At 50.6% G+C, this 22,224-nt stretch carries 19 protein-coding genes; 17 read left to right on the top strand and 2 right to left on the bottom strand.

The features are described from left to right. Nucleotides 1-69: 69 nt before the first annotated feature. Nucleotides 70-1,068: a 1,4-dihydroxy-2-naphthoyl-CoA synthase gene (locus BQ7117_RS06450; RefSeq protein WP_073996716.1), complete on the bottom strand. Its 999-nt coding sequence runs from the start codon at nt 1,066-1,068 to the stop codon at nt 70-72. Nucleotides 1,069-1,128: 60 nt separating this feature from the next. On the opposite strand from BQ7117_RS06450, the gene BQ7117_RS06445 reads away from it, so the two are divergent. From BQ7117_RS06445 to BQ7117_RS06430, 4 genes are all read left to right on the top strand, one after another. Continuing rightward, a complete protein-coding gene (locus BQ7117_RS06445) occupies nt 1,129-2,211 on the top strand; it encodes an o-succinylbenzoate synthase (RefSeq protein WP_073996715.1) in 1,083 nt (360 codons plus the stop codon). Between the two features lie 62 nt (nt 2,212-2,273). Then, on the top strand, nt 2,274-3,953 hold the full coding sequence (gene menD / locus BQ7117_RS06440; RefSeq protein ID WP_237563071.1) for a 2-succinyl-5-enolpyruvyl-6-hydroxy-3-cyclohexene-1-carboxylic-acid synthase: 1,680 nt from the start codon (nt 2,274-2,276) through the stop codon (nt 3,951-3,953). A gap of 241 nt (nt 3,954-4,194) precedes the next feature. Beyond that, nucleotides 4,195-5,679: a S1C family serine protease gene (locus BQ7117_RS06435; protein WP_073996713.1), complete on the top strand. Its 1,485-nt coding sequence runs from the start codon at nt 4,195-4,197 to the stop codon at nt 5,677-5,679. 162 nt (nt 5,680-5,841) lie between these two features. Then, nucleotides 5,842-7,707: an MSCRAMM family protein gene (locus tag BQ7117_RS06430; protein ID WP_073996712.1), complete on the top strand. Its 1,866-nt coding sequence runs from the start codon at nt 5,842-5,844 to the stop codon at nt 7,705-7,707. On the opposite strand, the gene BQ7117_RS06425 is transcribed toward BQ7117_RS06430, so the two are convergent. Next, complete coding sequence (locus tag BQ7117_RS06425; protein ID WP_073996711.1) at nt 7,685-9,142, bottom strand: isochorismate synthase; 1,458 nt, start codon at nt 9,140-9,142, stop codon at nt 7,685-7,687. The genes BQ7117_RS06430 and BQ7117_RS06425 overlap by 23 nt on opposite strands. Before the next feature lie 31 nt (nt 9,143-9,173). Between BQ7117_RS06425 and BQ7117_RS06420 the strand changes: the two genes are divergently transcribed. From BQ7117_RS06420 to nuoK, 13 genes are all read left to right on the top strand, one after another. Beyond that, complete coding sequence (locus BQ7117_RS06420; RefSeq protein WP_073996710.1) at nt 9,174-9,872, top strand: demethylmenaquinone methyltransferase; 699 nt, start codon at nt 9,174-9,176, stop codon at nt 9,870-9,872. A gap of 142 nt (nt 9,873-10,014) precedes the next feature. Further along, nucleotides 10,015-11,289: an NAD(P)/FAD-dependent oxidoreductase gene (locus BQ7117_RS06415; protein WP_073996709.1), complete on the top strand. Its 1,275-nt coding sequence runs from the start codon at nt 10,015-10,017 to the stop codon at nt 11,287-11,289. Nucleotides 11,290-11,374: 85 nt separating this feature from the next. Then, the gene (locus BQ7117_RS06410; RefSeq protein ID WP_073996708.1) at nt 11,375-11,737 is read left to right on the top strand and encodes an NADH-quinone oxidoreductase subunit A; all 363 of its coding nucleotides are present in this window, start codon (nt 11,375-11,377) and stop codon (nt 11,735-11,737) included. 3 nt (nt 11,738-11,740) lie between these two features. Then, the gene (locus BQ7117_RS06405; protein WP_073996707.1) at nt 11,741-12,298 is read left to right on the top strand and encodes an NADH-quinone oxidoreductase subunit B; all 558 of its coding nucleotides are present in this window, start codon (nt 11,741-11,743) and stop codon (nt 12,296-12,298) included. 5 nt (nt 12,299-12,303) lie between these two features. Further along, a complete protein-coding gene (locus tag BQ7117_RS06400) occupies nt 12,304-13,017 on the top strand; it encodes an NADH-quinone oxidoreductase subunit C (RefSeq protein ID WP_419865613.1) in 714 nt (237 codons plus the stop codon). Beyond that, nucleotides 13,017-14,366 carry an NADH-quinone oxidoreductase subunit D gene (locus tag BQ7117_RS06395; RefSeq protein ID WP_073996706.1) on the top strand — a complete coding sequence of 450 codons (1,350 nt, stop codon included), beginning with the start codon at nt 13,017-13,019 and terminating at the stop codon, nt 14,364-14,366. Before BQ7117_RS06400 ends, BQ7117_RS06395 begins: the two co-directional genes overlap by 1 nt. Beyond that, a complete protein-coding gene (nuoE, locus tag BQ7117_RS06390; protein ID WP_073996705.1) occupies nt 14,366-15,055 on the top strand; it encodes an NADH-quinone oxidoreductase subunit NuoE in 690 nt (229 codons plus the stop codon). Before BQ7117_RS06395 ends, nuoE begins: the two co-directional genes overlap by 1 nt. Continuing rightward, complete coding sequence (gene nuoF / locus BQ7117_RS06385) at nt 15,055-16,398, top strand: NADH-quinone oxidoreductase subunit NuoF (protein ID WP_073996704.1); 1,344 nt, start codon at nt 15,055-15,057, stop codon at nt 16,396-16,398. Before nuoE ends, nuoF begins: the two co-directional genes overlap by 1 nt. Beyond that, nucleotides 16,395-18,959 carry an NADH-quinone oxidoreductase subunit G gene (locus BQ7117_RS06380; RefSeq protein ID WP_073996703.1) on the top strand — a complete coding sequence of 855 codons (2,565 nt, stop codon included), beginning with the start codon at nt 16,395-16,397 and terminating at the stop codon, nt 18,957-18,959. The genes nuoF and BQ7117_RS06380 overlap by 4 nt, the downstream gene beginning before the upstream one ends. Nucleotides 18,960-18,976: 17 nt before the next feature. Then, nucleotides 18,977-20,290 (top strand): NADH-quinone oxidoreductase subunit NuoH, encoded by a 1,314-nt coding sequence (nuoH, locus tag BQ7117_RS06375; protein ID WP_073997031.1) that lies wholly within the window; start codon nt 18,977-18,979, stop codon nt 20,288-20,290. Further along, a complete protein-coding gene (gene nuoI, locus BQ7117_RS06370) occupies nt 20,283-20,951 on the top strand; it encodes an NADH-quinone oxidoreductase subunit NuoI (RefSeq protein WP_073996702.1) in 669 nt (222 codons plus the stop codon). Before nuoH ends, nuoI begins: the two co-directional genes overlap by 8 nt. Next, the gene (locus BQ7117_RS06365; RefSeq protein ID WP_073996701.1) at nt 20,951-21,883 is read left to right on the top strand and encodes an NADH-quinone oxidoreductase subunit J; all 933 of its coding nucleotides are present in this window, start codon (nt 20,951-20,953) and stop codon (nt 21,881-21,883) included. Before nuoI ends, BQ7117_RS06365 begins: the two co-directional genes overlap by 1 nt. Then, on the top strand, nt 21,883-22,182 hold the full coding sequence (nuoK, locus tag BQ7117_RS06360) for an NADH-quinone oxidoreductase subunit NuoK (RefSeq protein WP_073996700.1): 300 nt from the start codon (nt 21,883-21,885) through the stop codon (nt 22,180-22,182). Before BQ7117_RS06365 ends, nuoK begins: the two co-directional genes overlap by 1 nt. Nucleotides 22,183-22,224 lie beyond the last annotated feature (42 nt).

The raw sequence follows: 22,224 nt of genomic DNA, 5'->3' as shown, positions 1-22,224 counted from the left end.
AGGGCGGCGGGAGAGCTACCGCCGGTACAAATCACCGGTTCCGGCTGTGGGCACTCGGTAGTAGATTTTCTAGGCATAGTACGGGTAACCCGACCAATCCGGAGAGCGCTTTTCCAGGAAAGCATCCCGCCCCTCTTGAGCTTCTGCAGTCATATAAGCCAAACGAGTGGCTTCGCCGGCAAATACTTGCTGCCCAGCTAAGCCATCATCGGCCATATTAAAAGCAAATTTTAGCATTCGGATAGCTTGCGGAGATTTTTCTGCCACTAAGCGGGCATATTCGAGAGCTTTTTTCTCTAAATCGGCGTGCGGTACCGCTTCATTCACTACTCCCCACTGGGCGGCATCTGTGGCGCTGTAAGTGCGGGCGAGAAAGAAAATCTCACGGGCTCGTTTATCGCCTACTTGCCGAGCTAAAAGTGCCGATCCGTAGCCGCCGTCAAAAGAGCCAACATTGGCATCCACTTGTTTGAAGCGTGCGTATTCTCGGGAAGCCAGCGATAAATCACAGAGCACATTTAAGGAATGCCCGCCCCCAGCTGCCCAGCCAGAAATAGCGCCGATAAATACCATCCCCGAATTGCGCATCAGGCGCTGCACTTCCAAAATATGTAATCTGCCGGCATCTTGCGGATCTACCGATTCTCGTAACGCTAAATCTGCCTGTGGGGAGCTTTGGTCATTGTGGTAGCGGTAGCCGTCTTTTCCGCGAATCCGCTGGTCGCCACCGGAGCAGAAAGCCCAACCACCATCTTTCGGGGAAGGGCCATTACCGGTAAGAATTACGCATCCTACTTCCCGGGTGAGCCGGGCATGGTCGATAGCGCGATAGAGTTGATCAACCGTTTCCGGGCGAAAAGCGTTGCGCACTTCGGGCCGGTTAAAAGCTATGCGCACCACTGGCAAATCAATTTCGCTTTGTAGCTCCCCAGCGGGGGAATATTCTCTTTTTACTCCCCGATGATAGGTAATATCGGCATCTGGAAACCCCTCTATACTCCGCCATTGTTGCGGATCGAATATTTCCGATACTTTCGGGGGCAGTACCCCTGCGTTATTTTGCACCATAAGGATATTCTGCCACGTATATCTCTTAGTTCCATTTTGGTTGCGTATAATTGGGCAGTGATGAGTGGAGAATACGTAGCTGGAAATTTTATTCCGCGAGCTTGGAGCCCTTTGGCTAGTGCTAATTTTGTGCTTACTGCCTGCGTTTATACTATTCCACTGCGCACTAAGTTTCGGGGAATATCCACGCGCTCTGGCATTATCTTGCATGGCCCCGCCGGCTGGGCGGAAGTTTCTCCTTTTTTGGAATACCAGGTTCCTTATGCGGCGCGATGGCTAATTGGAGCTGTGGAGCAGGCCGTATATGGGGCTCCGGAGCCACTTCGTTCTGAAATTCCGGTCAATGTGACTATTCCCGTGGTATCTCCTACGCAGGCGCAGCAAATCGCTATTCAGTCGGGAGCGCTGAGCGCCAAAGTAAAAGTAGTGGAAGAGAGTGGAAGCCGCGCAGCTGATTTATCTCGTCTAGCGGCGGTGCGGGAAGCTTTAGGGGAGCGGGCGCGAATTCGCATAGACGTAAACGGAAAATGGGATTTAGATACGGCATTACTCAATATTCCTCGTTATGAACGGGCAGCTGGTGGTCTGGAGTATATAGAGCAGCCCTGTGCGCAGGTGGAAGATCTAGCAGCTGTACGCCGCCGCGTGTCAGTACCGATAGCAGCTGATGAATCTCTGCGGCGAAGTGTTGATCCCTTGGAAGTGCGCCGGTTAGCGGCGGCAGATATTGCGGTAATAAAGAATCAGCCCCTGGGAGGTGTGCGAGCCGCCTTAGAACTAGCGGCAAAATTAGAGCTTCCGGCCGTGCTTTCTTCAGCTTTAGAAACTTCTGTAGGCTTGGAGGCTGGATTAGCGTGCGCAGCTGCTCTGCCGCAGTTATCTTATGCATGTGGATTGGGTACCATTGATCTTTTTACGGCCGACGTTACTGCTCATTCGCTGCGGGCGCGCCACGGAAAAATAAAATTACAGAAAATAGTTCCGGAAAATCTCGCGGCGGTGGCGGCCACTGGAGAATTAGCTGTATTTTGGCAAGATCGCCTCCAGCAGATGTGGGAGTATTTACGTACCTGGAAGATTTTCGGGCGGGAGGCGCGCTATCGCTGGGTCACTCCAGAGGAATGTGGGCTTGCCTCCGAGTAGATACCGGAAAATACGCAGTAGATACGAGAAAATACGCAGAGACGAAAAGAAAAGGCGGAGAAATGCTGGAAGCTACAGAAACGGCGCGCGGAGTCGTAGCAGCGCTCATTAAAGCGGGGATAAAAAATTTTGTGCTCTGCCCTGGTTCGCGTTCTGCTCCTCTTGCTTTGGCGCTTGCGGCAGCCGAGCAAGCTGGTTTAATTAGTTTAGAGGTAGAGATAGATGAACGAGTGGCAGCTTTCATTGCCCTGGGCATGGGGAAAGCAGGGCAGCCGGCTGCTGTAGTTACTACTTCCGGCACTGCCGTAGCTAATTTACATCCAGCGGTTGCCGAAGCTCTTCACTCCGGTTTACCTTTGCTACTCCTCACGGCAGATCGCCCTCCCGAATTGCAGCAGGTGCGGGCGAATCAGACTACTGACCACTGTGCATTATTGGCTGCTTCCGTAAAATATCAAGTGCAGCTTCCTCCACCGGTGGTGAATTTAGCGCAGCTCGAAAATCAAATTACCCGCGCAGTGCGAATAATGCTCGGCCAAGGAATAGCCGGAGCTAGTGGCCCGGGGCCGGTACATATAAATATCGGTTTTCGCCCGCCGCTCATACCGGAGGATTTAGAAAAAGCGGGGGAATGGCAAAGTATTTATGCTGATTGCACGCCGGTTGTTCTGCAGGCAGTTCCGAAACGTACCGTAGTAATAGCTGGTTCCGATAATGTCTTTCTAGATAAAGTGGGAGTGGAAGAATTTAGCCGGCGGGCAGGAGCTGTTCCGTTTTTAGTAGAGCCCAGTAGTAAGTTGCGCAATAGCGTGCAAGCTATACCGGCACATCAGCTCCTCTTGCGCACGCAGCTTCGGCAAAAAATCGAACGCGTAGTGGTGGTGGGGCACCCCACCTTGACGCGGGAAGTAGCAGAATTACTAGCTGATCCGCAGATAGAAGTAGTGGTAGTAGATGAATACCCTACCTACACGGATATCTCCGGCAATGCGGCGGCAGTGGTGGCGTTGGAAGAAGTATTTTCTTGGTTAACTGGTAGTGCAGAATGGCTAGAAGTATGGAAAGCCGCGGGGCGGGAAGCACAACACTGCTGTAGCGAGTACTTAGCAGCAGGGCATCCGCTAGATTTCCCCCAGATTGCTCTTCTGCTCAGTGAGTCGGCAGTACCTACTTTCCTAGGAGCCTCTTCGATAATTCGCACTGTAAATACTTTTGCACCCGTACCCGGCCCGGTATTTTTTGCTAACCGCGGCTTGGCGGGAATTGACGGAGTGATTTCCACTGCGCGGGGTATGGCGAGTGCGGTAAAGCAGCCGATGCGAGTAGTGGTAGGGGATTTGAGTTTTATTCACGACCTCGGGTCTTTAGTGGCCACACAGGATCAGCCGCTACCTGATTTGCAGGTAGTGGTGATAGATGATCAAGGTGGATCGCTTTTTGCCACCCTTGAATATGGAAAATTACCGCAGCCGCTCTATAACCGCGTATTCCGCACGGCAAAAGATTTCTCGGTACCGGATTTCCTTCCGGCCTTAAAAGAGCGAGTGCGTTGGCGTGAATGCGGAGCAGACGTATCTGCTCTGCGCCGCACTTTGGCAGAGCCAATAACGGGTTTGGAGGTGTTGAGTATAGAGCTCGCCGGTGATTTAGAAGTTTCTCAGCAAAATCATGGAGCAGATCTAGGGGAAGAGATCTGTGTGCGAGTAGAAAAACTATTGGGTTCTGCAGATTCTCAGGTGTAGATAAAAAATAGTTTGGCGCGTTCCGCGGGCAGTTTTACGCTTAAGATGGTTCTCCGTCTAGGAAATTCTCTTGGGAGGGTTATACTGAGGGCGAAAATTATATAGGGTTTCTCTTTTTCTTTTTTTAATGGATTTATTATTATAAAACTCATAATTAAATAGGCTGGGAAGAATCCCGTGGTAAACGGGGTTGCGCATACGATAGAGAGAAAATTTTTGCGAATGGAAACGAGGTTTTTATATGAATAACAATGAAGGTTGGCCGCCGTTGCGGGATGATTCTAATTGGGGAGAGCCACCGGCTCCGCCAACTCCACCGACTCCAGAATCCGCAGATAAGGCTGCTGCAGCTGCTGAAGAAAATATCCCTGCAGATAGCGTGCCGGCACCTGCCACTGCTATGCCTGCGTCCACTCCGGCTTCTGCTGATGGAGCGGCCGAGATGCCAGCTGATAGGCCAGATGGAACTTCAGCAGAGATGCCAGCAGATTCAGAAATAAATACTTCGCTGCCGGCTACTCCTACTGAGAATGAAGAAAATACCTCTTCAGATAGTGCGGCGCCGCAGCCGATATTGGCAATTCCCCCTGTGAAAAAGGAAAAGACCCCTAAGCATCCGGGTTGGGCAGCTTTGTTAGCTATGACAATAGTGGCAGCTCTACTGGGAGGCGTCCTCGGAGTAGGGGTAATGACGTGGAGATATTCCGGTACGCGCCCGGTGTCTGCGGCCGAAGGGGAACCCACTGTAGAGCCAGTGGTAGATTCCAAGGCTGCTGCGCCAGATTGGCAAGCGGTAGCGAAAGCCGTCGGCCCTGCCACAGTAGCTATCGAAGCGCAGAAAGGTGAATCTGGTGCAGCCGGATCGGGAGTGGTGATAGATAAAGAAGGCCATATATTAACCAATCACCACGTAATTTCCGGAGCCGAAAAATTACAAGTGACCTTTAGTGATGGGCGTCTTTATGCAGCAGAAGTAGCGGGAGCAGATGCCGCTACCGATTTAGCTGTAATCACAATTAAGAATCCTCCGAAAGATATCACGGTAGCTGCGCTGGGAGATTCTTCGAAAGTGACGGTGGGGGAACCGGTAGCTGCTATCGGTAATCCGCTCGGATTGGCTTCTACTATGACCACCGGCATTGTTTCTGCTTTAGATCGGCCGGTGCAGACGGTTTCTACCGAAGGGATTACCGACGGAGAAGCAGCGCGCGTGGTTACTAATGCGATTCAGTTGGATGCAGCAGTAAATCCGGGGAACTCCGGCGGGCCAGTATTTGATGCCTCGGGGCGGGTAATCGGCATTGCCTCTTCTATCGCCACTACTTCGCGCGGAGCTAATTCGCAAGGCGGTGGCTCGATCGGGCTCGGATTCGCTATTCCTATTAATCTAGCCAAGCATATCTCGCAGCAACTCATTGAAAAAGGAGTAGCTGAGCACGCCTATCTGGGAGTGGTAATTCGCAACGGAATCGCGGAATATTCCGGAGTTTCTCGGGTAGGGGCGCAGATAGAGCAGATTGAACCGGGCACTCCGGCTTCTAAAGGTAAATTGCAAAAAGGTGATGTAGTAGTGGCCTTTAATGGCAGAAATGTAGTTTCGGCTGTGTCACTTACCGGTTTTGTGCGTCAGTGCCAGTCTGGAGACCAGGTGACGTTGACAATCGAACGTAACGGTGAGTTACAGGAGCTAGACATCACTTTAGCTACGAAAGTAGATAAAGAGTAAGTATTTATCTCTTCTAAAAAGCAATAAACCGGCGGTAGGCAAGCTAGCGCCGGTTTATTTTTTGAATGCGTTTGCTGTAAATAAATTTATTTATTTGTTAGTCTGGAAAAAAGAGGCGATTCATTCCACCTGAATTCCATCATTTATTGGATGAGAGACCCAATGAAACAAATAACTAAAGTTTTATGTGCATCCTTGCCAGTTGTGGGAGTTTTTGCGTTAATTTTTGCTTTTTGCGGGATTATGCCTGCACTCGCAGCAGAGCGGCCTTTCCCAGTATCTGATGTTACTTACGAGCGAATTGTGGGTACTTTGGATCCAAATTGGGATCCAAATAATCCGGTAGGTGACGGGTGCTTGCGGCAAGCTAATCCCACCCTGACACACCTGGAATATTTTGCTAATTCTACTTCCATCAACCCTTGCGATGGAGTGCGGGTGTATGCTCGCTTCCACAACCAGCTAAAAGAGGGGGAAGAACCCACCCGGTTTTTCCGTTTCGGCACGGTGTGGCAGTACCGTGATATCACTAATCCGGCCGCCGGCTACCAGTGGAAGCCAGTAGAGAATTTTTTGATTGACGGCGTACCGGTGGATCCGCAGGTTTATAATCCTGCAAACCAAGACGATGTCGTCATTAAAGATGCACATGGAAACTATGTACAAGCAGATGGTAATGGTTACTTCGAGCCGGAGTTACCTAGCTTCTTCGACGAGTTCGGCACGGGAGAGCACACTTTCCAATACGATATTTATTTCCCGCGCAAAGCAGATACTGCTGCCATGACCTGGGGTACTGGCTCTACGGGCGATGCGGAGGGTGGATCAATCGGAGCTCGCGCTAGCTACTTGCGCATATATCTTCCTGGCAGTGCAGATTTTCGCCATGTAAAAGATTCCGATTACCGGGAATTCCTGAAAATTGCGGATACGGAAAAGGCATTGCCGAACCGCCGGCTCGGTAGTTTTGAAGGAGAAGTTGCTGGAAGTACTCTGTCAATTGAAAAATGCCTAGAAGATCGCCAGCTTGCGCCAGTCACTGCTTCTACAACTGCTAATAAGCTCTATCCGGATCTTCCGTATAAGAGCAATATCGCTTTTACGGATGTTGTGGGTTCTTTCTTATTCGCGCGTCATCCTTATGAGTTCCTCATGTTTACCCCAGGTGATTTTGATCCGTTAGTCGGTTTACGGCCTACTTTTATTGAAAATGGCGAGTTCCAGAGTTATGAAAAAGTTCGGCCCGGAAAAGCGAACTTTGCTTATAAACCGAGTGAAGAATCAATAGTTGCAAAAATTCCCGGGTATTCGTACGTGGATAACGACTTACATAAATATCCAAAAGGTGGAAAACGCACTGCGGAAAGTCGGGAATATGCAGAGGGTAAGAATGTTAAATTTCTCTATAACCATAATGGGGATCGGGTGCAGCATTTTTACTACACCTATAAGCCGAATTTAACTACTTTTGAGTTACTAAAAACGGATGGAAATACGGGTAAACCCGTAGCAGGTGCGCGCTTCGCTCTTTATCGAGAAGCAGATACGCGGGAATATGCAGATACTACAAAGTACGCAAATGATAATCCGCGTAAATATGCCTGCTCGCGGGAGCAATTGCCGCCACTAGAAGATTTGCAGGTGTGTGCCAAAGATTCTGATGCTTCGTCGTGTAAGCTCATGGCGGTAAATAAGGTAGCAGTGCCGGGTGCTGAGGCTGATGGTACTTTCTATACGGATGCGCAAGGAAAATTCGTGCCGAACGCTGCGCAATGGTTAGAGCCGGGAAGATACTACCTGAAAGAGCTGAGTGCTCCGCAACCATACGTAATCAAATCGGCAGTCACAGAATTGACAGTTACGGGAAATGAGAAGATAAATACGGTATCGGTGCAGAATTTTGCGGCGCCGCCGCCTCCACCCGAAATTGCGCGTACCGGATTTGCCGGAATGGGGCTGCTGGGTCTCATGGGGGTAGTTTTGTTGAGCGGAATCGGCTTATTGGTTACTCCGCGCCGTTTTTCTTAGCTACGGGCATTTGTAAAGCTTGTAGAGCAGGAGCGAATTTTGCCTCCGTTTCTGCCAGCTCTTTGCACGGCTGTGAATCAGCCATAATTCCCGCTCCCGCCCAAGCGCGCGCCCGAGTCGGAGAATCTACCTTTAAGCAGCGCAGAGCGACGCACCATTGCCCCCAGCTATTTCCTGCTATCCATCCAGTCGGGCCACCATAGCGCGCGCGTTCACCTGCCTCGATATCTTTAATGATTTTTAGAGCTACCGGGCGCGGTGCACCGCCGAGTGCAGCAGTGGGATGAAGTTTTCCGAGTATATCGAAAATAGAATAATCGGCTTGCAGGTGAGCATTTATATCGGTCGCCAGATGCCAAAGATTGGGGAGCTCTAAAACGTAGGAGAGTCCGGCTTGCGCCTGCGTCATTTCAGATAGTGCGGTGAGAGCAGAATTTACTGCGTATTGGTGCTCTAATTGGTCTTTAGCGGAATTTTCTAACTGCTTTGCCTCTCGCTTTTCTGTTGAGTCAGGTGATGCTTTAGGTAGTGTGCCTGCCAACACTCGGCACTTAAGGAGTGGAGAAGGCGTAATTTTTACCGAATCCGATGTGGTGCTGGCTAAATCGGCTCCGGCACTCTCTAAATCAGCGGCGATAAGCATTTCCGGACTGGCGCCAATTAGTCCATCTACCGCAAAAGTCCAAGTGGAAGGGTAGGCGGCGTGTAGAGAATGTACCAAGCTGCGCTCATCGAGATCTTGCGCTTCAATATTGAGCATTCGTGCTAGCACTACTTTGCGCGCTTCTCTGGTGCGAATCTTTTCGATTACATGCTCTACCTGTGCCATCCATTCCACTGAACTAGGTGTCTCCCATATTTTTTCAATAGTGGCAGTTTTCCAAGGGGACTGTGGGGAAGAAGGGGTGGGGGAAATGCCGGAGAAAGTGGAGGAATGTGTAGTGTGAGTAGGAGCGAAGGGGTGTGCAGAAGAAGAATCTGGGGTGCGGAGCTGGAGGAGATGCAATAAATCGGCGGCTTCCGGAGCTAAGGGTTGGGGGTGCTGGATATTTTCGATTCTAGTTAGCCAGGCGGTATTGCCTCTCTTAGCCACCAATACTTGCGGAATAATAAGAGTGGAACCTGCTGGAGAATCAGAATGAAAAGCAAAGGATCCAAAAGCAAATAATCCACTGCCAGGTAATTGGGTGTCATCGTCTACCTGTGCGCATTGTTTTACTGCTTCCCACCAGTTTGCGGCGGCAGTAAAACGGCTCTCTGGTGTATCGGCCGGCTGGGGAGAGTAGTTAAAAGTAGCGGCCACTCCCGCGCCTACTGCACCGTCTTCCGCGCGTAGCCAAGCTAGCTGGTTGTGAGGTGCAGTTAATAATTCACTCAGCGCCGGAAGAAAATTTAATTTCGTGGTTATTACTCTAAGATTAGGTATTGTAAGCACAGTAATTGATGTTACTTCTGAAAGTTGAAGAATGGGTAGTAAAAGGGCGACGCTGGCGAAAGATCCACAAGATGTGGCGGGAATGTTCGATATGGTGGCCAGTAAATATGATTTAATGAACGGCATTCTCACCGGTGGCTTAGTCAAGTATTGGCGAAAAAAGACCACCCAAATGCTGCAGATACGCCCAGGAATGAAAGTTTTAGATTTAGCAGCCGGTACGGGTACTTCGGCGCAGAATTATGCAAAAGCCGGTGCAGAAGTGGTGGCCTGTGATTTTTCACCGGGGATGATTGCGGAAGGAAAGAAACGCTATCCACATCTACATTTCGTAGAGGGAGATGCGATGAATCTGCCTTTTGCAGCGGATACTTTCGATGCAGTAACTATCTCCTATGGGTTGCGCAATGTGCACGATCCCGCTTTGGCACTGCGAGAAATGTTGCGGGTGACGAAACCGGGAGGGCGAATAGTGGTATGTGAATTTTCGCGTCCACAGAATGCGCTTTTTCGGGGCGTCTATAAAATTTTCTTGCATACAGTTATGCCACTCATCTCGCGTTTCTTCTCTTCGGATGCGCAGGCTTACGGGTATCTAGCGGAGTCTATTCTCGCCTGGCCGCCCCAGCCAGAATTGGCAGCGTATTTAACGGACGCGGGCTGGATGGAAGTGGGATATAAAAATCTCACGAACGGATTAGTGGCGCTACATTACGGGAAGAAAAAATAGTCACTTACAATCGTTATACGCAAGTAAATTATTACGTAAATAGCCAACGGGAGAGTGCAAATTTGGAGGCAAAAACCGTAGACTTACGGGGGTAAGAGAAGTTACTTGAAACCCAAGTACACATATAAAGCGGGAGAGCGGAATGGTAGTTGCGTCAGCTGACGTAGTTATTACAGGGGCTGGTCCGGCCGGTTCCGCCGCTGCACATTATCTCTCTCGTTATGGGATAAATACCATTCTTTTAGAAAAAGCCGAATTTCCGCGCGATAAAACTTGCGGAGATGGGCTCACTCCGCGTGCTGTTTCTGAGCTTATACGCATGGGATTCCCAATTCCGGAAGCGGAAGGGTGGGTGCGCAATTACGGTATTCGCGCTTATGGCGGTGGGCACGCTATCGAGGTGCCGTGGCCAGAATTAGCTTCCCAGCCTAATTATGGAAGTGCACTCCCTCGAAAAGAATTAGATGAAAAGCTAGCTCGTTTTGCGCAAAAGAGCGGAGCGGATTTACGAGAAGGATGCACCGTCACTGCTCCTATTCAAGATAAAGCGGGGCGTATAACTGGCGTAAAGGTAATTCCCACCGCGGATAAAAAAGCTCCAGAAGCGGAGATAAAAGCCAAATTTGTGCTAGACGCGAGCGGTGTTTCTGCTCGTTTAGCGGTGGCCACCGGCAGAGAAAAGAATATGCGCCGCCCGATGGGAGTGGCGGTACGCACCTACTTTGCTTCTCCTTTGGCCAGCACCGATATGATGGAATCCTATTTGGAGCTGTGGGCAGGGGCGGCCGGTAAATCGGAATTATTACCCGGATATGGCTGGGCCTTTGCCGTCGGTAATGGGTTAGTAAACGTAGGGCTGGGCTCGCTTTCTTCTACAGCGCGCCCCACCGGTATTAACTATAGAAAAGTATTCAACACCTGGATGCAAAATGTGCCGCCAGAATGGGGATTTACCGCGGAAAATCAGCGTGGTCCTCTACAATCAGCCGCCTTGCCTATGGCTTTCAATCGCAAACCCCACTACGGAGATGGTTTGTTATTACTAGGCGATGCGGGCGGAATGGTTTCGCCTTTTAACGGCGAAGGAATTGCTTATGCGCTCGCTTCCGGGCGTCTCGCGGCAGAATTTATCGCGCAAGCGCTGGGGAGAAATTCGGTGGCGGCGCAGGATCGGGTACTGCAGCAGTATGAAGCAGAATTACGAGCAGAGCTGGGCGGTTACTATACTCTCGGAAGAATTTTTGCCGCGCTTATTGAGCGCCCGGAAATCATGCATCTTTGTGTAAAGTACGGTCTACCGCGTCCCGTTTTAATGAAGCTGGTAATGAAGCTGCTTTCCGATAACTACGACCGCCGCGGTGGCGATTGGATGGATAAAGTAATCACCGCTTTGACGAAGGCGGTGCCCAAAGCATGAATTATTTTTTGAAATTAGATGAATTTTTACCCCGAGCGGTAGAATTAAAGGTGAATACACTACTAGAAAAGCAGGTACGCGCAGTATGAATCCCTATGTTCCTCTTTTAGTGATGATTGCAGCGGCAGGTGTCGTTGCAGTAGGTGGTCTGGTAGCTTCGGCAATTTTAGGCCCGCACAAATACAACCGCGTGAAAGTACTCAATTACGAATGCGGTCTGGAAGCTACTCCTAATGCTGGAGATGCCGGGCGTTTTCCAATTAAGTATTTTCTTACTGCCATGACCTTTATTATTTTCGATATTGAAGTGGTATTTCTTTACCCCTGGGCGGTATCCCACGATCGGTTAGGGATTCCGGGGTTACTCGCAATCGCGACCTTTTTATTCCTCGTCACCGTTCCTTTTATTTATGAATGGCGGCGCGGCGGTTTGGAATGGAGTGAATGATAAATGGGTCTTGAAGAAAAACTTCCGCAAGGAATTGCCCTCACCACAGTCGAGAACGTACTCGGCTGGTCGCGCGCCCGCTCTCCTTGGCCAGTTACCATGGGTCTGGCCTGCTGCGCAATTGAGATGATGGCATTCGGAGCTGTACGTTATGACGCTTCTCGTATTGGAATGGAAGTATTCCGTGCTTCGCCTCGTCATTCGGATATCATGATCGTCTCTGGCCGCGTAAGCCAAAAAATGGCACCGGTAGTACGTAATATCTATGACGAAATGATGGAGCCGAAATGGGTAATATCCATGGGAGCTTGTGCCTCTTCGGGCGGAGTATTTAATAACTACGCTTTGGTGCAAGGAATCGATCACATTGTGCCGGTAGATATTTATTTACCAGGGTGCCCTCCGCGCCCCGAGATGCTCATTAACGCAATTTTTGAGCTGCGCAACCAGTTAATGGAAAAGCAGCCGCTAGGGAAGAATCGTATCGAGATTTCTCGAGCGGTAGAAAAAGCTGCTTTAGAGGCGGAGCCGCTGCATCTGCAGAAGGGATTATTGGCGTGAAAGAAATAGACGAAAATCTGGAAGCGGCTCGGGAAGATTCAGCCACCGCATCTGCAGGCGCGGAGTTTTTGCGCCGGCGGCAGGGTCTCTGGGGAGTGAAAAATGCTCCGGATACTACTGGCTTTTCCGGGCACGAAGAATCGGTATACATATCTGCTCCTGCTGAGCGCCCCTATGGTGGCTGGTTCGATGAAGTAGTAGATGTCTTGATCGAATTAGCAGAAGAAGCTGGGCACCAAGCGGCAGAAGTAATTGAAAAAGTGGTTATAGACCGCGGGCAATTAGTAATTTTCGTGCCGCGGGAGCACTTACTCGAAGTAGCTCGTTATTTGCGTGATGATCAAGATTTGCGCTTTGAAATGTGCTTAGGAGTTTCTGGTGTGCACTATCCCCAAGATAAAGGGCGGGAATTGCATGCCTTCACTACCTTCTTCTCTATTACTCACAACCGGATTCTCTCGCTAGAGGTGGCAGTGCCAGAATCTGATCCGCATATGCCGTCTTTAACTTCGCTATATCCCGGAGCTGATTGGCCAGAACGAGAGGCTTTTGATTTATTAGGGATTATTTTTGACGGGCATCCCGGCTTGGCACGTTCGGCAATGCCGGAAGATTGGGTCGGCCACCCCCTGCGGAAAGATTATCCGCTCGGAGGAATTCCTGTGGAGTATAAAGGTGCCGTAATTCCGCCGCAAGACGTCCGGAGGGAGTACAACTGATGGGAAATAAAGAAATTTTTGCCACCAAAGCTGCTGACGATGCGCAAGCTACCAGCTATCCCAGTTTCGAAGCTGTGGGTGGCGATTGGGCCAGTCTGGCAAAAGAAGCTGCTGAATTAGGTGAAGAGCACGTAATTATTAACTTGGGGCCGGTACACCCGGCGACGCACGGAGTACTGCGCTTGCAGTTGGAGCTAGACGGCGAAAACGTAAAAGAAGTACGGGCCTCTACCGGGTTCTTGCATACCGGTATTGAAAAGAATATGGAATACCGCACCTGGACACAGGGAGTGGCTTTCTGTACGCGGATGGATTACGTAGCGCCGATTTTTCAAGAAGTAGCTTACTGCTTAGCGGTGGAAAAGCTCCTCGGAATCACGGAGCAGATTCCCGCGCGGGCTTCGGCAATTCGGGTATTGCTCATGGAACTCGGCCGAATCAGCTCTCATATCCTCGGTATCGGCTCCTTGGGCAACGAACTAGGTGCTACCACCATGCTCACCCTCGGTTTCCGGTGCCGAGAAGATATCTTGCGCATTATGGAAGATATCACCGGTTTGCGCATGAATAATGAGTTTATTCGCCCCGGCGGCGTGCTCGATGATATTCCCGAAGGGGGAATTGAATATATTCGGGAGCTGCTGCCGAAGATTCGCAACACTATTTCGGAGATGGAAAGTTTGACTATGGCCAACCCCATCTTCAAGATGCGTCATGAAGATGTAGCGGTTGCGCCGCTTTCAGCGCTAATGGCTCTTTCTACTACGGGTGCTTCGGTGCGTGCCGCAGGAGTGCCGTGGGATCTGCGGAAGACGCAGCCTTACTGTGGATACGAAAAATATCAATTCGATGTGCCGGTTGAGGCAAAATCTGATGCCTATAACCGAGTGAAGGTGCGCTACGCCGAGTGCTATCAATCTTTGCGAATCGTTTACCAGGTACTTGACCAGTTGGAGCAAACGGCCGGTGAGCCATTTATGGTGAATGATAAGAAAATTGCTTGGCCGGCTTGTTTGTCGATTAGCTCGGATGGGCAGGGGCAGTCGCCGGCGCATGTACAAAAGATTATGACGGAATCTATGGAATCTTTGATTCATCACTTCAAGTTGGTGACGGAAGGATTCCGAGTGCCAGCTGGGCAGGTTTACCAAATGGTAGAGCATCCGAAAGGTCTATTAGGGGTACATCTGGTATCTGACGGGGGCACGCGGCCTTTCCGTGCGCATTTCCGAGACCCCAGTTTTAATAATATTCAGTCTTTGAATCTTCTTTCAGAGGGCGGATTGCTCGCTGATACAATCGTGGCGCTCGGATCTCTCGATCCGGTGATGGGAGGAGTAGATCGCTGATGGCAGATAACTATTCAGCTAATTACGCACCGGAAGTGGAGGAACGGCTGCGCTCTGACGCAGAAGCAGTGCTTGCCCGCTATCCGCGTTCTCGTTCGGCTATTATGCCTTTGCTGCATCTCATCCAGTCCGAAGACGGCTTCTGTTCGCCGCGCGGTATTGCCTTAGTAGCGGATATTTTGGAACTTACGCGCGCTCAAGTATCGGCAGTAGCCACTTTCTATTCACAGTATCGTCGGCATCCAAATGGTGAATACAACGTCGGAGTGTGCACCAATGCGCTCTGTGGAGTAATGGGCGGAGACGTCATTTGGAACGAGCTGTGCAACCACTTAGGGATTTCCGATAACGAAACTACCAGTGATGGAAAAATTACGCTGGAAAAGCTGGAATGTAACGCCGCTTGTGATTACGCACCGGTGATTATGGTCAATTGGGAATTTTTCGACAATCAGACTCCGGAATCAGCGAAGCAGTTGGTGGACGATATTCAAGCCGGCAAAGATATTAAACCTACGCGCGGCCCGGATAAGGTACACACTTTCAAAGAAAATGAGAGAGTATTGGCCGGATTCGAAGATGGCCATGTGGATGAAGGCGGTCTGCCCGGCGATCCTACTTTGCGGGGTCTAAAAATTGCCCGCGCCAATAACTGGACTGCTCCTCGTAAAGAAGGAGGGGAATTGTAATGGCTGAATTTACGAAGCCAGATTTACTAGCTCCCGTATTGAGCGATTACTGGGATCTCGATAAGTCTTGGACTATTGATACTTATCGCCGGCACGGGGGATATCAAGCTATAAATAAAGGTTGGGAATTGCAAGCACAAGATCCGGCTGCTCTTACTAACTTAATAAAAGAATCCGGGCTCCGTGGCCGTGGAGGAGCGGGATTCCCCACTGGATTAAAGTGGTCGTTCCTACCTCCGCAGGATGGGAAACCGCGTTATTTAGTGGTAAATGCGGATGAATCTGAGCCAGGTACTTGTAAAGATATTCCAGCTCTGCTCGCTAATCCGCATTTGCTTTTAGAAGGCATGATGCTTTGCCTAATTGCAATTGGAGGGCATCACGGCTTCGTATATCTACGTGGAGAAGTGGTGCACGTATATCGCCGTCTTTTAGCGGCCGTACGGGAAGCGCGCGCGGCGGGATTGCTAGGTAAAGGCCTGGGACCCAACCACGATTATGATTTAGATATTACTGTCCATGCGGGAGCCGGTGCCTATATTTGTGGTGAAGAGACTGCTTTGCTCGACTCTTTAGAGGGTTACCGCGGTCAGCCGCGGTTGAAACCACCTTTCCCGGCAGTGGCAGGTCTATTCGCTCGGCCTACCGTAATCAATAATGCTGAATCAATTTCTTCGATTCCCGGTATTGTCAATAACGGTGCCGAGTGGTTGCAGAGCATGGGCGCAGAAACGAAAAACTCGCGTGGGCATGGTATTTTCTCCGTGTCTGGTCACGTGCAGCATCCGGGGCAATTCGAAGCTCCGTTCGGTATTACTGTGCGAGAACTGTTAGATATGTGCGGCGGTATTCGCGCTGGGCATCAGTTAAAGTTCCTCACCATCGGCGGATCTTCTGCTCCGCTCTGGACAGCAGATCATTTGGATGTGCCGCTGGGCTATGAGGAAGTAATGGAAAATGGTTCCATGCTGGCTACCCGCGCTATCCAAGTATTCGATGAGACGGTATCCGTATTGCGGGTAATCACGCGGTGGATGGATTTCTACCAGCACGAATCTTGCGGGAAATGCACCCCGTGCCGAGAGGGCACCTTCTGGATGCGCCAGATTTTACACCGTCTTGAAGCCGGAAAGGGGCAGGAAGGTGATGTAGATTTGCTCTACGAAATCGCGAGCAATATCCAGGGTCGCTCTTTCTGTGCACTCGGAGATGCAGCTTCCACTCCGGTCAAATCGGGAATTGATTTGTTCCGGGATGAATTCGAAGCCGGCTACCACACTGCGGCGGCCGAGATGTTCCCGATTGAAAAATCGGTAGTTTTTAGCGAAGTAGGTACCAAATGACGGCAGAAGTTCAGCAAGAAATGGTCACTATAAAAATTGACGGCAAAGAGATGTCGGTGCCTAAGGGCACGCTCATAATTCGGGCGGCGGAAAAAGCCGGCGTGCATATTCCGCGTTTTTGTGATCACCCACTTCTTAACCCGGTAGCTGCTTGCCGCCAGTGCTTAGTGGAAGTAGCCAGCCCGAACCGGCAAGGGGTAGTGGCAAAAATGCCGAAACCGCAGCCGGCTTGTTCCACTATGGTAGCTGACCAAATGGAAGTATATACGGCCGCTACTTCGGAAGTTACGGAAAAGGCGCAGCGGGGGGTAATGGAGTTCTTACTCATTAACCATCCGATGGATTGCCCGGTCTGTGATAAAGGCGGAGAATGCCCCCTGCAGAACCAAGCTCTTTCAGATGGGCGTACCACCTCGCGTTTTATCGATGTAAAGCGCACTTATCCGAAGCCGATTTCCGTATCGGCGCAGATTCTCCTAGATCGAGATCGCTGCATTCTCTGCCAGCGTTGTACTCGTTTCTCAACGCAGATAGCGGGAGATGCTTTTGTGCAGCTTCAAGGCCGTGGTGGTGGCACTCCAGGTTACGAAGTGCATCACGGTCTACACGGTTCGCAAATTGGTAATTTTGATGGCGGAGTACTTGATTTTACTTCCGCGGATGCCACCTCTGAATCGGCAGCAAATGAATATGCGGGTTCGCGCGGCTTACCGGGAATTGCGAGTGGTTATTGCGCTGGTCCAGTTGGTGCAGCTGAATCTGATGTAAATGGGCATCCTTTCGTATCCTATTTCTCGGGAAATATAATTCAGATTTGTCCGGTTGGAGCTTTAACCTCTGCTTCCTATCGTTTCCGGGCACGGCCTTTTGATTTAGTATCTGTGCCTTCCGTGACTGAACACGATGCTTCTGGATCTGCAATTCGCGTAGATTACCGCCACGGTAGTGTGCTGCGGCGGTTAGCTCTAGAAGATCCGGAAGTGAACGAAGATTGGATTACTGATAAAGATCGTTTCGCTTTCCGCTGGCAGAACGGGGCAGATAGATTGCGTTCTCCGCGCGTCACCGGTTTGGAAAACGCTTCTTGGTTTGCCGCAGTAGACGCGGCAGCTACGCAGCTTCGTAAGTCACAGCGGGCAGGCGTAATTATTGGTGGGCGTTTGCCACTCGAAGATGCATACGCTTATGCAAAATTTGCCCGCTGCGTCCTCGGAACTAACAATATCGATTTCCGTACCCGCCCGGGAAGCAGTGAAGAAGATGCTTTCTTAGGAGCAGTAGTAGCTGGTCAGGGGCAAGGAGTTACCTACTCCGAAATTGAAAAGGCCAGCCATGTGCTATTGGTCGGGCTGGAAGCCGAAGAAGAATGTGGTTCCATTTTCTTGCGTCTGCGGAAAGGCGTATTGGCAAAGAGTACTTCGGTATCAGTAATTTCTACTTTTGCTACGCGGGGCACGGCGAAGATGGCAGCGCGTTTCTTGCCTGCCCATCCGCAAAAGGTAGGCGCTCTACTAGATTCCATCACTGAAAGTGCCAGTGCTGATTTAGGTAATCTTTATCAAGATCTTACGCAGCCAGAATCGGTGATTCTGGTCGGAGAGAGAGCTGGAGATACTCCTGGAGTATTGAGTGCACTCTTGCGTTTGGCAGCGCGTACCGGTGCTCGCTTAGCGTGGGTACCGCGGCGAGCTGGCGATAGAGCTGCAATCGAAGCCGGAGCCATGCCTAATTTATTACCAGGTGGCCGGCCAGTAGCAGATGCAGACGCCCGAACAGAAATTGCCCAGGCTTGGGGCGTGGAAGATTTGCCTTCTGCTCCTGGTTTGAATACCGAGCAGATGCTAGCGGTAGCCGCCGCAGGCGAATTAGATACGTTAATTCTGGCGGGAGTAGAACTCACTGATTTACCAGCTGGAGCTGCTGCAGCTCTCGAGCGGGCTTTCGTAATTCAACTCGAAGTGCGCGATAGTGATACCGCAGCTTTTGCAGATGTACTCTTCCCCGTGGCACCGCCGGTAGAAAAGGGCGGAACTTTCATTAACTGGGAAGGAAGATTGCGTCCCTTCGGTCAGGTACTCACTTCGGTGGCAGAGCCAGATCGGGTAGTGCTAAACGATATTGCGGCTGAGATGGGAATTGATTTACAGCTTTCTTCTCTGGAAGCCGTTGTAACAGAATATACAGCGCTTCCGCACTGGGCAGGAATCCGGATCGCTTCGCCAAATGTAGAAGCAGCACCGGCTAATACTTCCGGAATTGTGCTCTCTACTTGGAAGCAAATGCTTGATGGCGGTGCGCTACAGGGCTTTGAGCCTTATTTAGCAAATACTGCTCATAAAGCGGTGGCTCTGCTTTCGCCTGCTACTGCGCAGCAAGCGGGAATTACCTCGCAGCTGCGTTTGCACGGCCCAGATGGTTACTTAGAATTCCCAGCGGTGCAAGTCGATATGCCGGACGGAGTAGTATGGGCGCCGCAAAATGCGGTTGGCTACTCGCTATCGTCTATCGGCTTGAGGGCAGGAGCGGTAGTTACGCTAGAAAATGTCGAGGTGGCAAAGTGAATACAGCTACGAATCAGATGATTGCCGATTTTTCGCAAGATACCTGGTGGATATGGGTATTAAAAGCAGCCTTTATCGTACTGTTTTTAATATTCTCCGTTATCTTCGCCTTGTGGTTTGAGCGGCGTCTCTTGGCGCGGATGCAGAATCGGCTCGGGCCCAATACGGTAGGTCCTTTCGGTTTGCTCCAGTCTTTCCCAGATGCAATTAAACTTCTTTTCAAAGAGGACTTTAACCTGAAAGGTGCGGATAAGGTCGTCTACCTAATTGCTCCGGCAATTTCAGCTCTCTGTGCTTTCAGCATTATGGCAGTGGTGCCGCTCGGGCCGGGTGTATCTATATTTGGTATTCAAACCCCTTTGCAGCTCACTGATTCACCGGTGGCCATGCTCTTTGTATTGGCAATCGCAGCTTTGGGCGAATACGGATTAGTACTCGGTGGTTGGTCTGCGAAGTCTACGCTGCCGCTCTACGGCTCGGTTCGTTCGGCCACGCAGATGATTTCTTATGAGCTGGCGCAGGGTTTATCTTTGGTGACGGTATTCATCCTCAGCCGCACAATGGCCACTTCTGGAATTGTGTCGGGGCAGCAAGAGCTCTGGAATGTGCTTTTGCTCGGTCCGGCTTTCATAATTTACTTCATCACCATGTTCGGTGAGGCAGGGCGTTTGCCATTTGACCTTATCGAAGCCGAAGGCGAAATCGTAGCGGGTGCCCACTTGGAGTATTCCTCCATGAAGTTCGGTTGGTATTACCTTTCGGAATACATCAATATGCTGAACTTGTCGATGCTCGCCACCACTCTTTTCTTCGGCGGTTGGCGCGCTGGCCCCTTGCTTACGAGTCTTTTCGGATTCTGGGGTGGCGACCCCAATACGGGGTGGTTGCCCATGCTGTGGTTCCTTATCAAGACCTGGCTTTTCGTAGCCGTATTTATTTGGGTACGCGGTACGCTGCTGCGTTTCCGTTACGATCAATTTATGAAGCTGGGATGGAAAGGCTTAATTCCGGCGGCCCTGATTTGGCTCACTCTTGTGGGATGCGTAGTAGGGGTAAATATGGTGCTGGGTATTAACGTGCAAGCAGTCTTACTAATACTTTCAATTGGCTATTCAGTAATCCTTTGCATTTGGGGATTAGGAGACGATCGCTTACGGCCTACGCAAGCGGAGCTAATTAAGGCACGCGAGCAGGAAGAATTTACTGGTTTTGAAAATGGTTATCCAGTGCCGCCGCTTCCTGGGCAGCATCTTCCCCCTTCTGTACGAGCGGGAAGAAGGAAAAATTATGCAGATGCAGAAGCTGCGGTAGAGGAGGTTAAGGATGTCTGAAGAGTATGAGTTTCAGCAACCAGATAAAGCTCTATACAGTCCTAATAAAAAGGGGCCACTCGGTAAGCTGCTCGCTCCAGTAGCCGGATTTGGGGTCACTTTCACTACGCTTTTCCGCCCCACGGTGACGGAGCAGTATCCTTTTGAAAAGATTCCGCCGCGCCCGCGCTACCACGGTTTACATCGGCTGAACCGCTATGCAGATGGTTTGGAAAAATGTATTGGTTGTGAGCTTTGTGCCTGGTCGTGCCCTGCAGATGCTATTTATGTGGAGGCAGCTTCCAATACGCCGCAAGCGCAGTACTCTCCAGGAGAACGCTACGGGCGGGTATATCAGATTAATTATCTGCGCTGTATATTCTGTGGTTACTGTATCCAGGCTTGCCCGACTCGTGCGCTGACTATGAGCACGGAATTTGAGATTGCCGGGCAGCATCGGGAAGAAATGATTTATGAAAAGCAGGATTTGCTGGTTCCGCTGGCAGAAGGAATGCTCAATCCGCCGCATCCGATGGTGGAAGGCACTTCTGATGCAGAGTACTACCGGGGGCAAATTACTGGCCCCACGGAAGCGCAGGTAGATTGGGTGCGCCAGCACCGTCCCAGCGATGAATCTATTTCTACGGCCGTCACTGCTGGTACTGAGGAGGTAAGAGCCTGATGATGCCGAATTTAGAACCTTTAGAAATTTCGCTGGGCGAAACGATACTTTTTGCTCTGCTGGCTTGCTGTATGGTGCTGTGCGCTATTTATGGCTTACTTATTGCTCGAAAAGCGGTATATACGATTATTTCGGTGCTTTTCATTATGGTGGGCTTAGCATTTATCTACACCATGCTCGAAGCGCCTTTTATGGGAGTGGCGCAGGTGGTGGTATACACCGGCGCAATTTTGATGATGTTCCTCTTCGTATTGATGCTCATCGGAGTAGACTCCGCGGATTCTCGGCATGAAACTTTGCCAGCTCCGCGCCCAGTCGCCATTCTGGGAGGGACGGGCATTCTCTTCGTCTTAGCTGCGGTAGTTTGGACTTCTACCTATCCAAAATCGGCTGGTTTAGCGGCTGCCAATGCGGAAACGAATCCACTCGGCGTAGCGCGGCTGATCTTTTCGAACCATATTCTCACTTTGGAACTCACCGGCACGCTGCTAGTAATTGCCGCTCTTGGTGCTATGACTCTCACCCACCGGCAGCGTATTAATAAGCGCATTACGCAAGCCGATTTGGCCGAAAAGAAAATTAAAGATTTCATAGAGCAAGGCGAGCACCCGGGAATTAAACCCAATGCGGGTGTCTACGCTGAATCTAATTCTTCTGCCAACCCGTCGCTTACTGCTTATGGTGAGCCGCTGGAAGGTTCGGTAAATAGAATTTTGCAGATTCGCGGGCAAGCGCGGAGCGTGGAAGAAATTTCGCCCGAGACGGTGGCGCGTATTTCTGCCGGTCAGGTACCTTCTGGTCCCGCTACTTATGGAGTGGTAGGCAGGAGCACTCTTCCGGGAATGCCGGGAGAAAAAGCCCCCGTATATCCGGCAGAATTCGCTGCGGAGGCGGAGAAAGCAGGAGCCGCAGAAGCGGAGGAGCAGAAATAATGAATCTCTTGTATTACGTGATATTAGCTTTAATTCTCTTCGTAATAGGAGGAGCTACCGTACTTATCCGCCGGAATGGCGTAATTGCCTTGCTCGGCGTGGAAATTATGCTTAATGCCTGCAATTTGGCATTTATTACCTTCTCGCGGATGTGGGGAAATTTAGAAGGGCAAGTATTTGCTTTCTTCGTCATGGTAGTAGCCGCCGCGGAAGTGGTAGTGGGCTTAGCAATTATTGTCACCATATTTAAGACCCGCAGGTCGGCATCGCTTGACGGTGTAAACCTGATGAAGAATTAAGGAAGCAGGTGTAATTATTTTGATTACGGAACTTCTTCCCAC

The sequence above is a fragment of the Arcanobacterium urinimassiliense genome (genome assembly GCF_900119495.1).
GTDB classification, from domain to species: domain Bacteria; phylum Actinomycetota; class Actinomycetes; order Actinomycetales; family Actinomycetaceae; genus Arcanobacterium_A; species Arcanobacterium_A urinimassiliense.
Note: the sequence above shows the minus strand (reverse complement) of the source record. Positions and strands in the feature narration are given on the sequence as shown.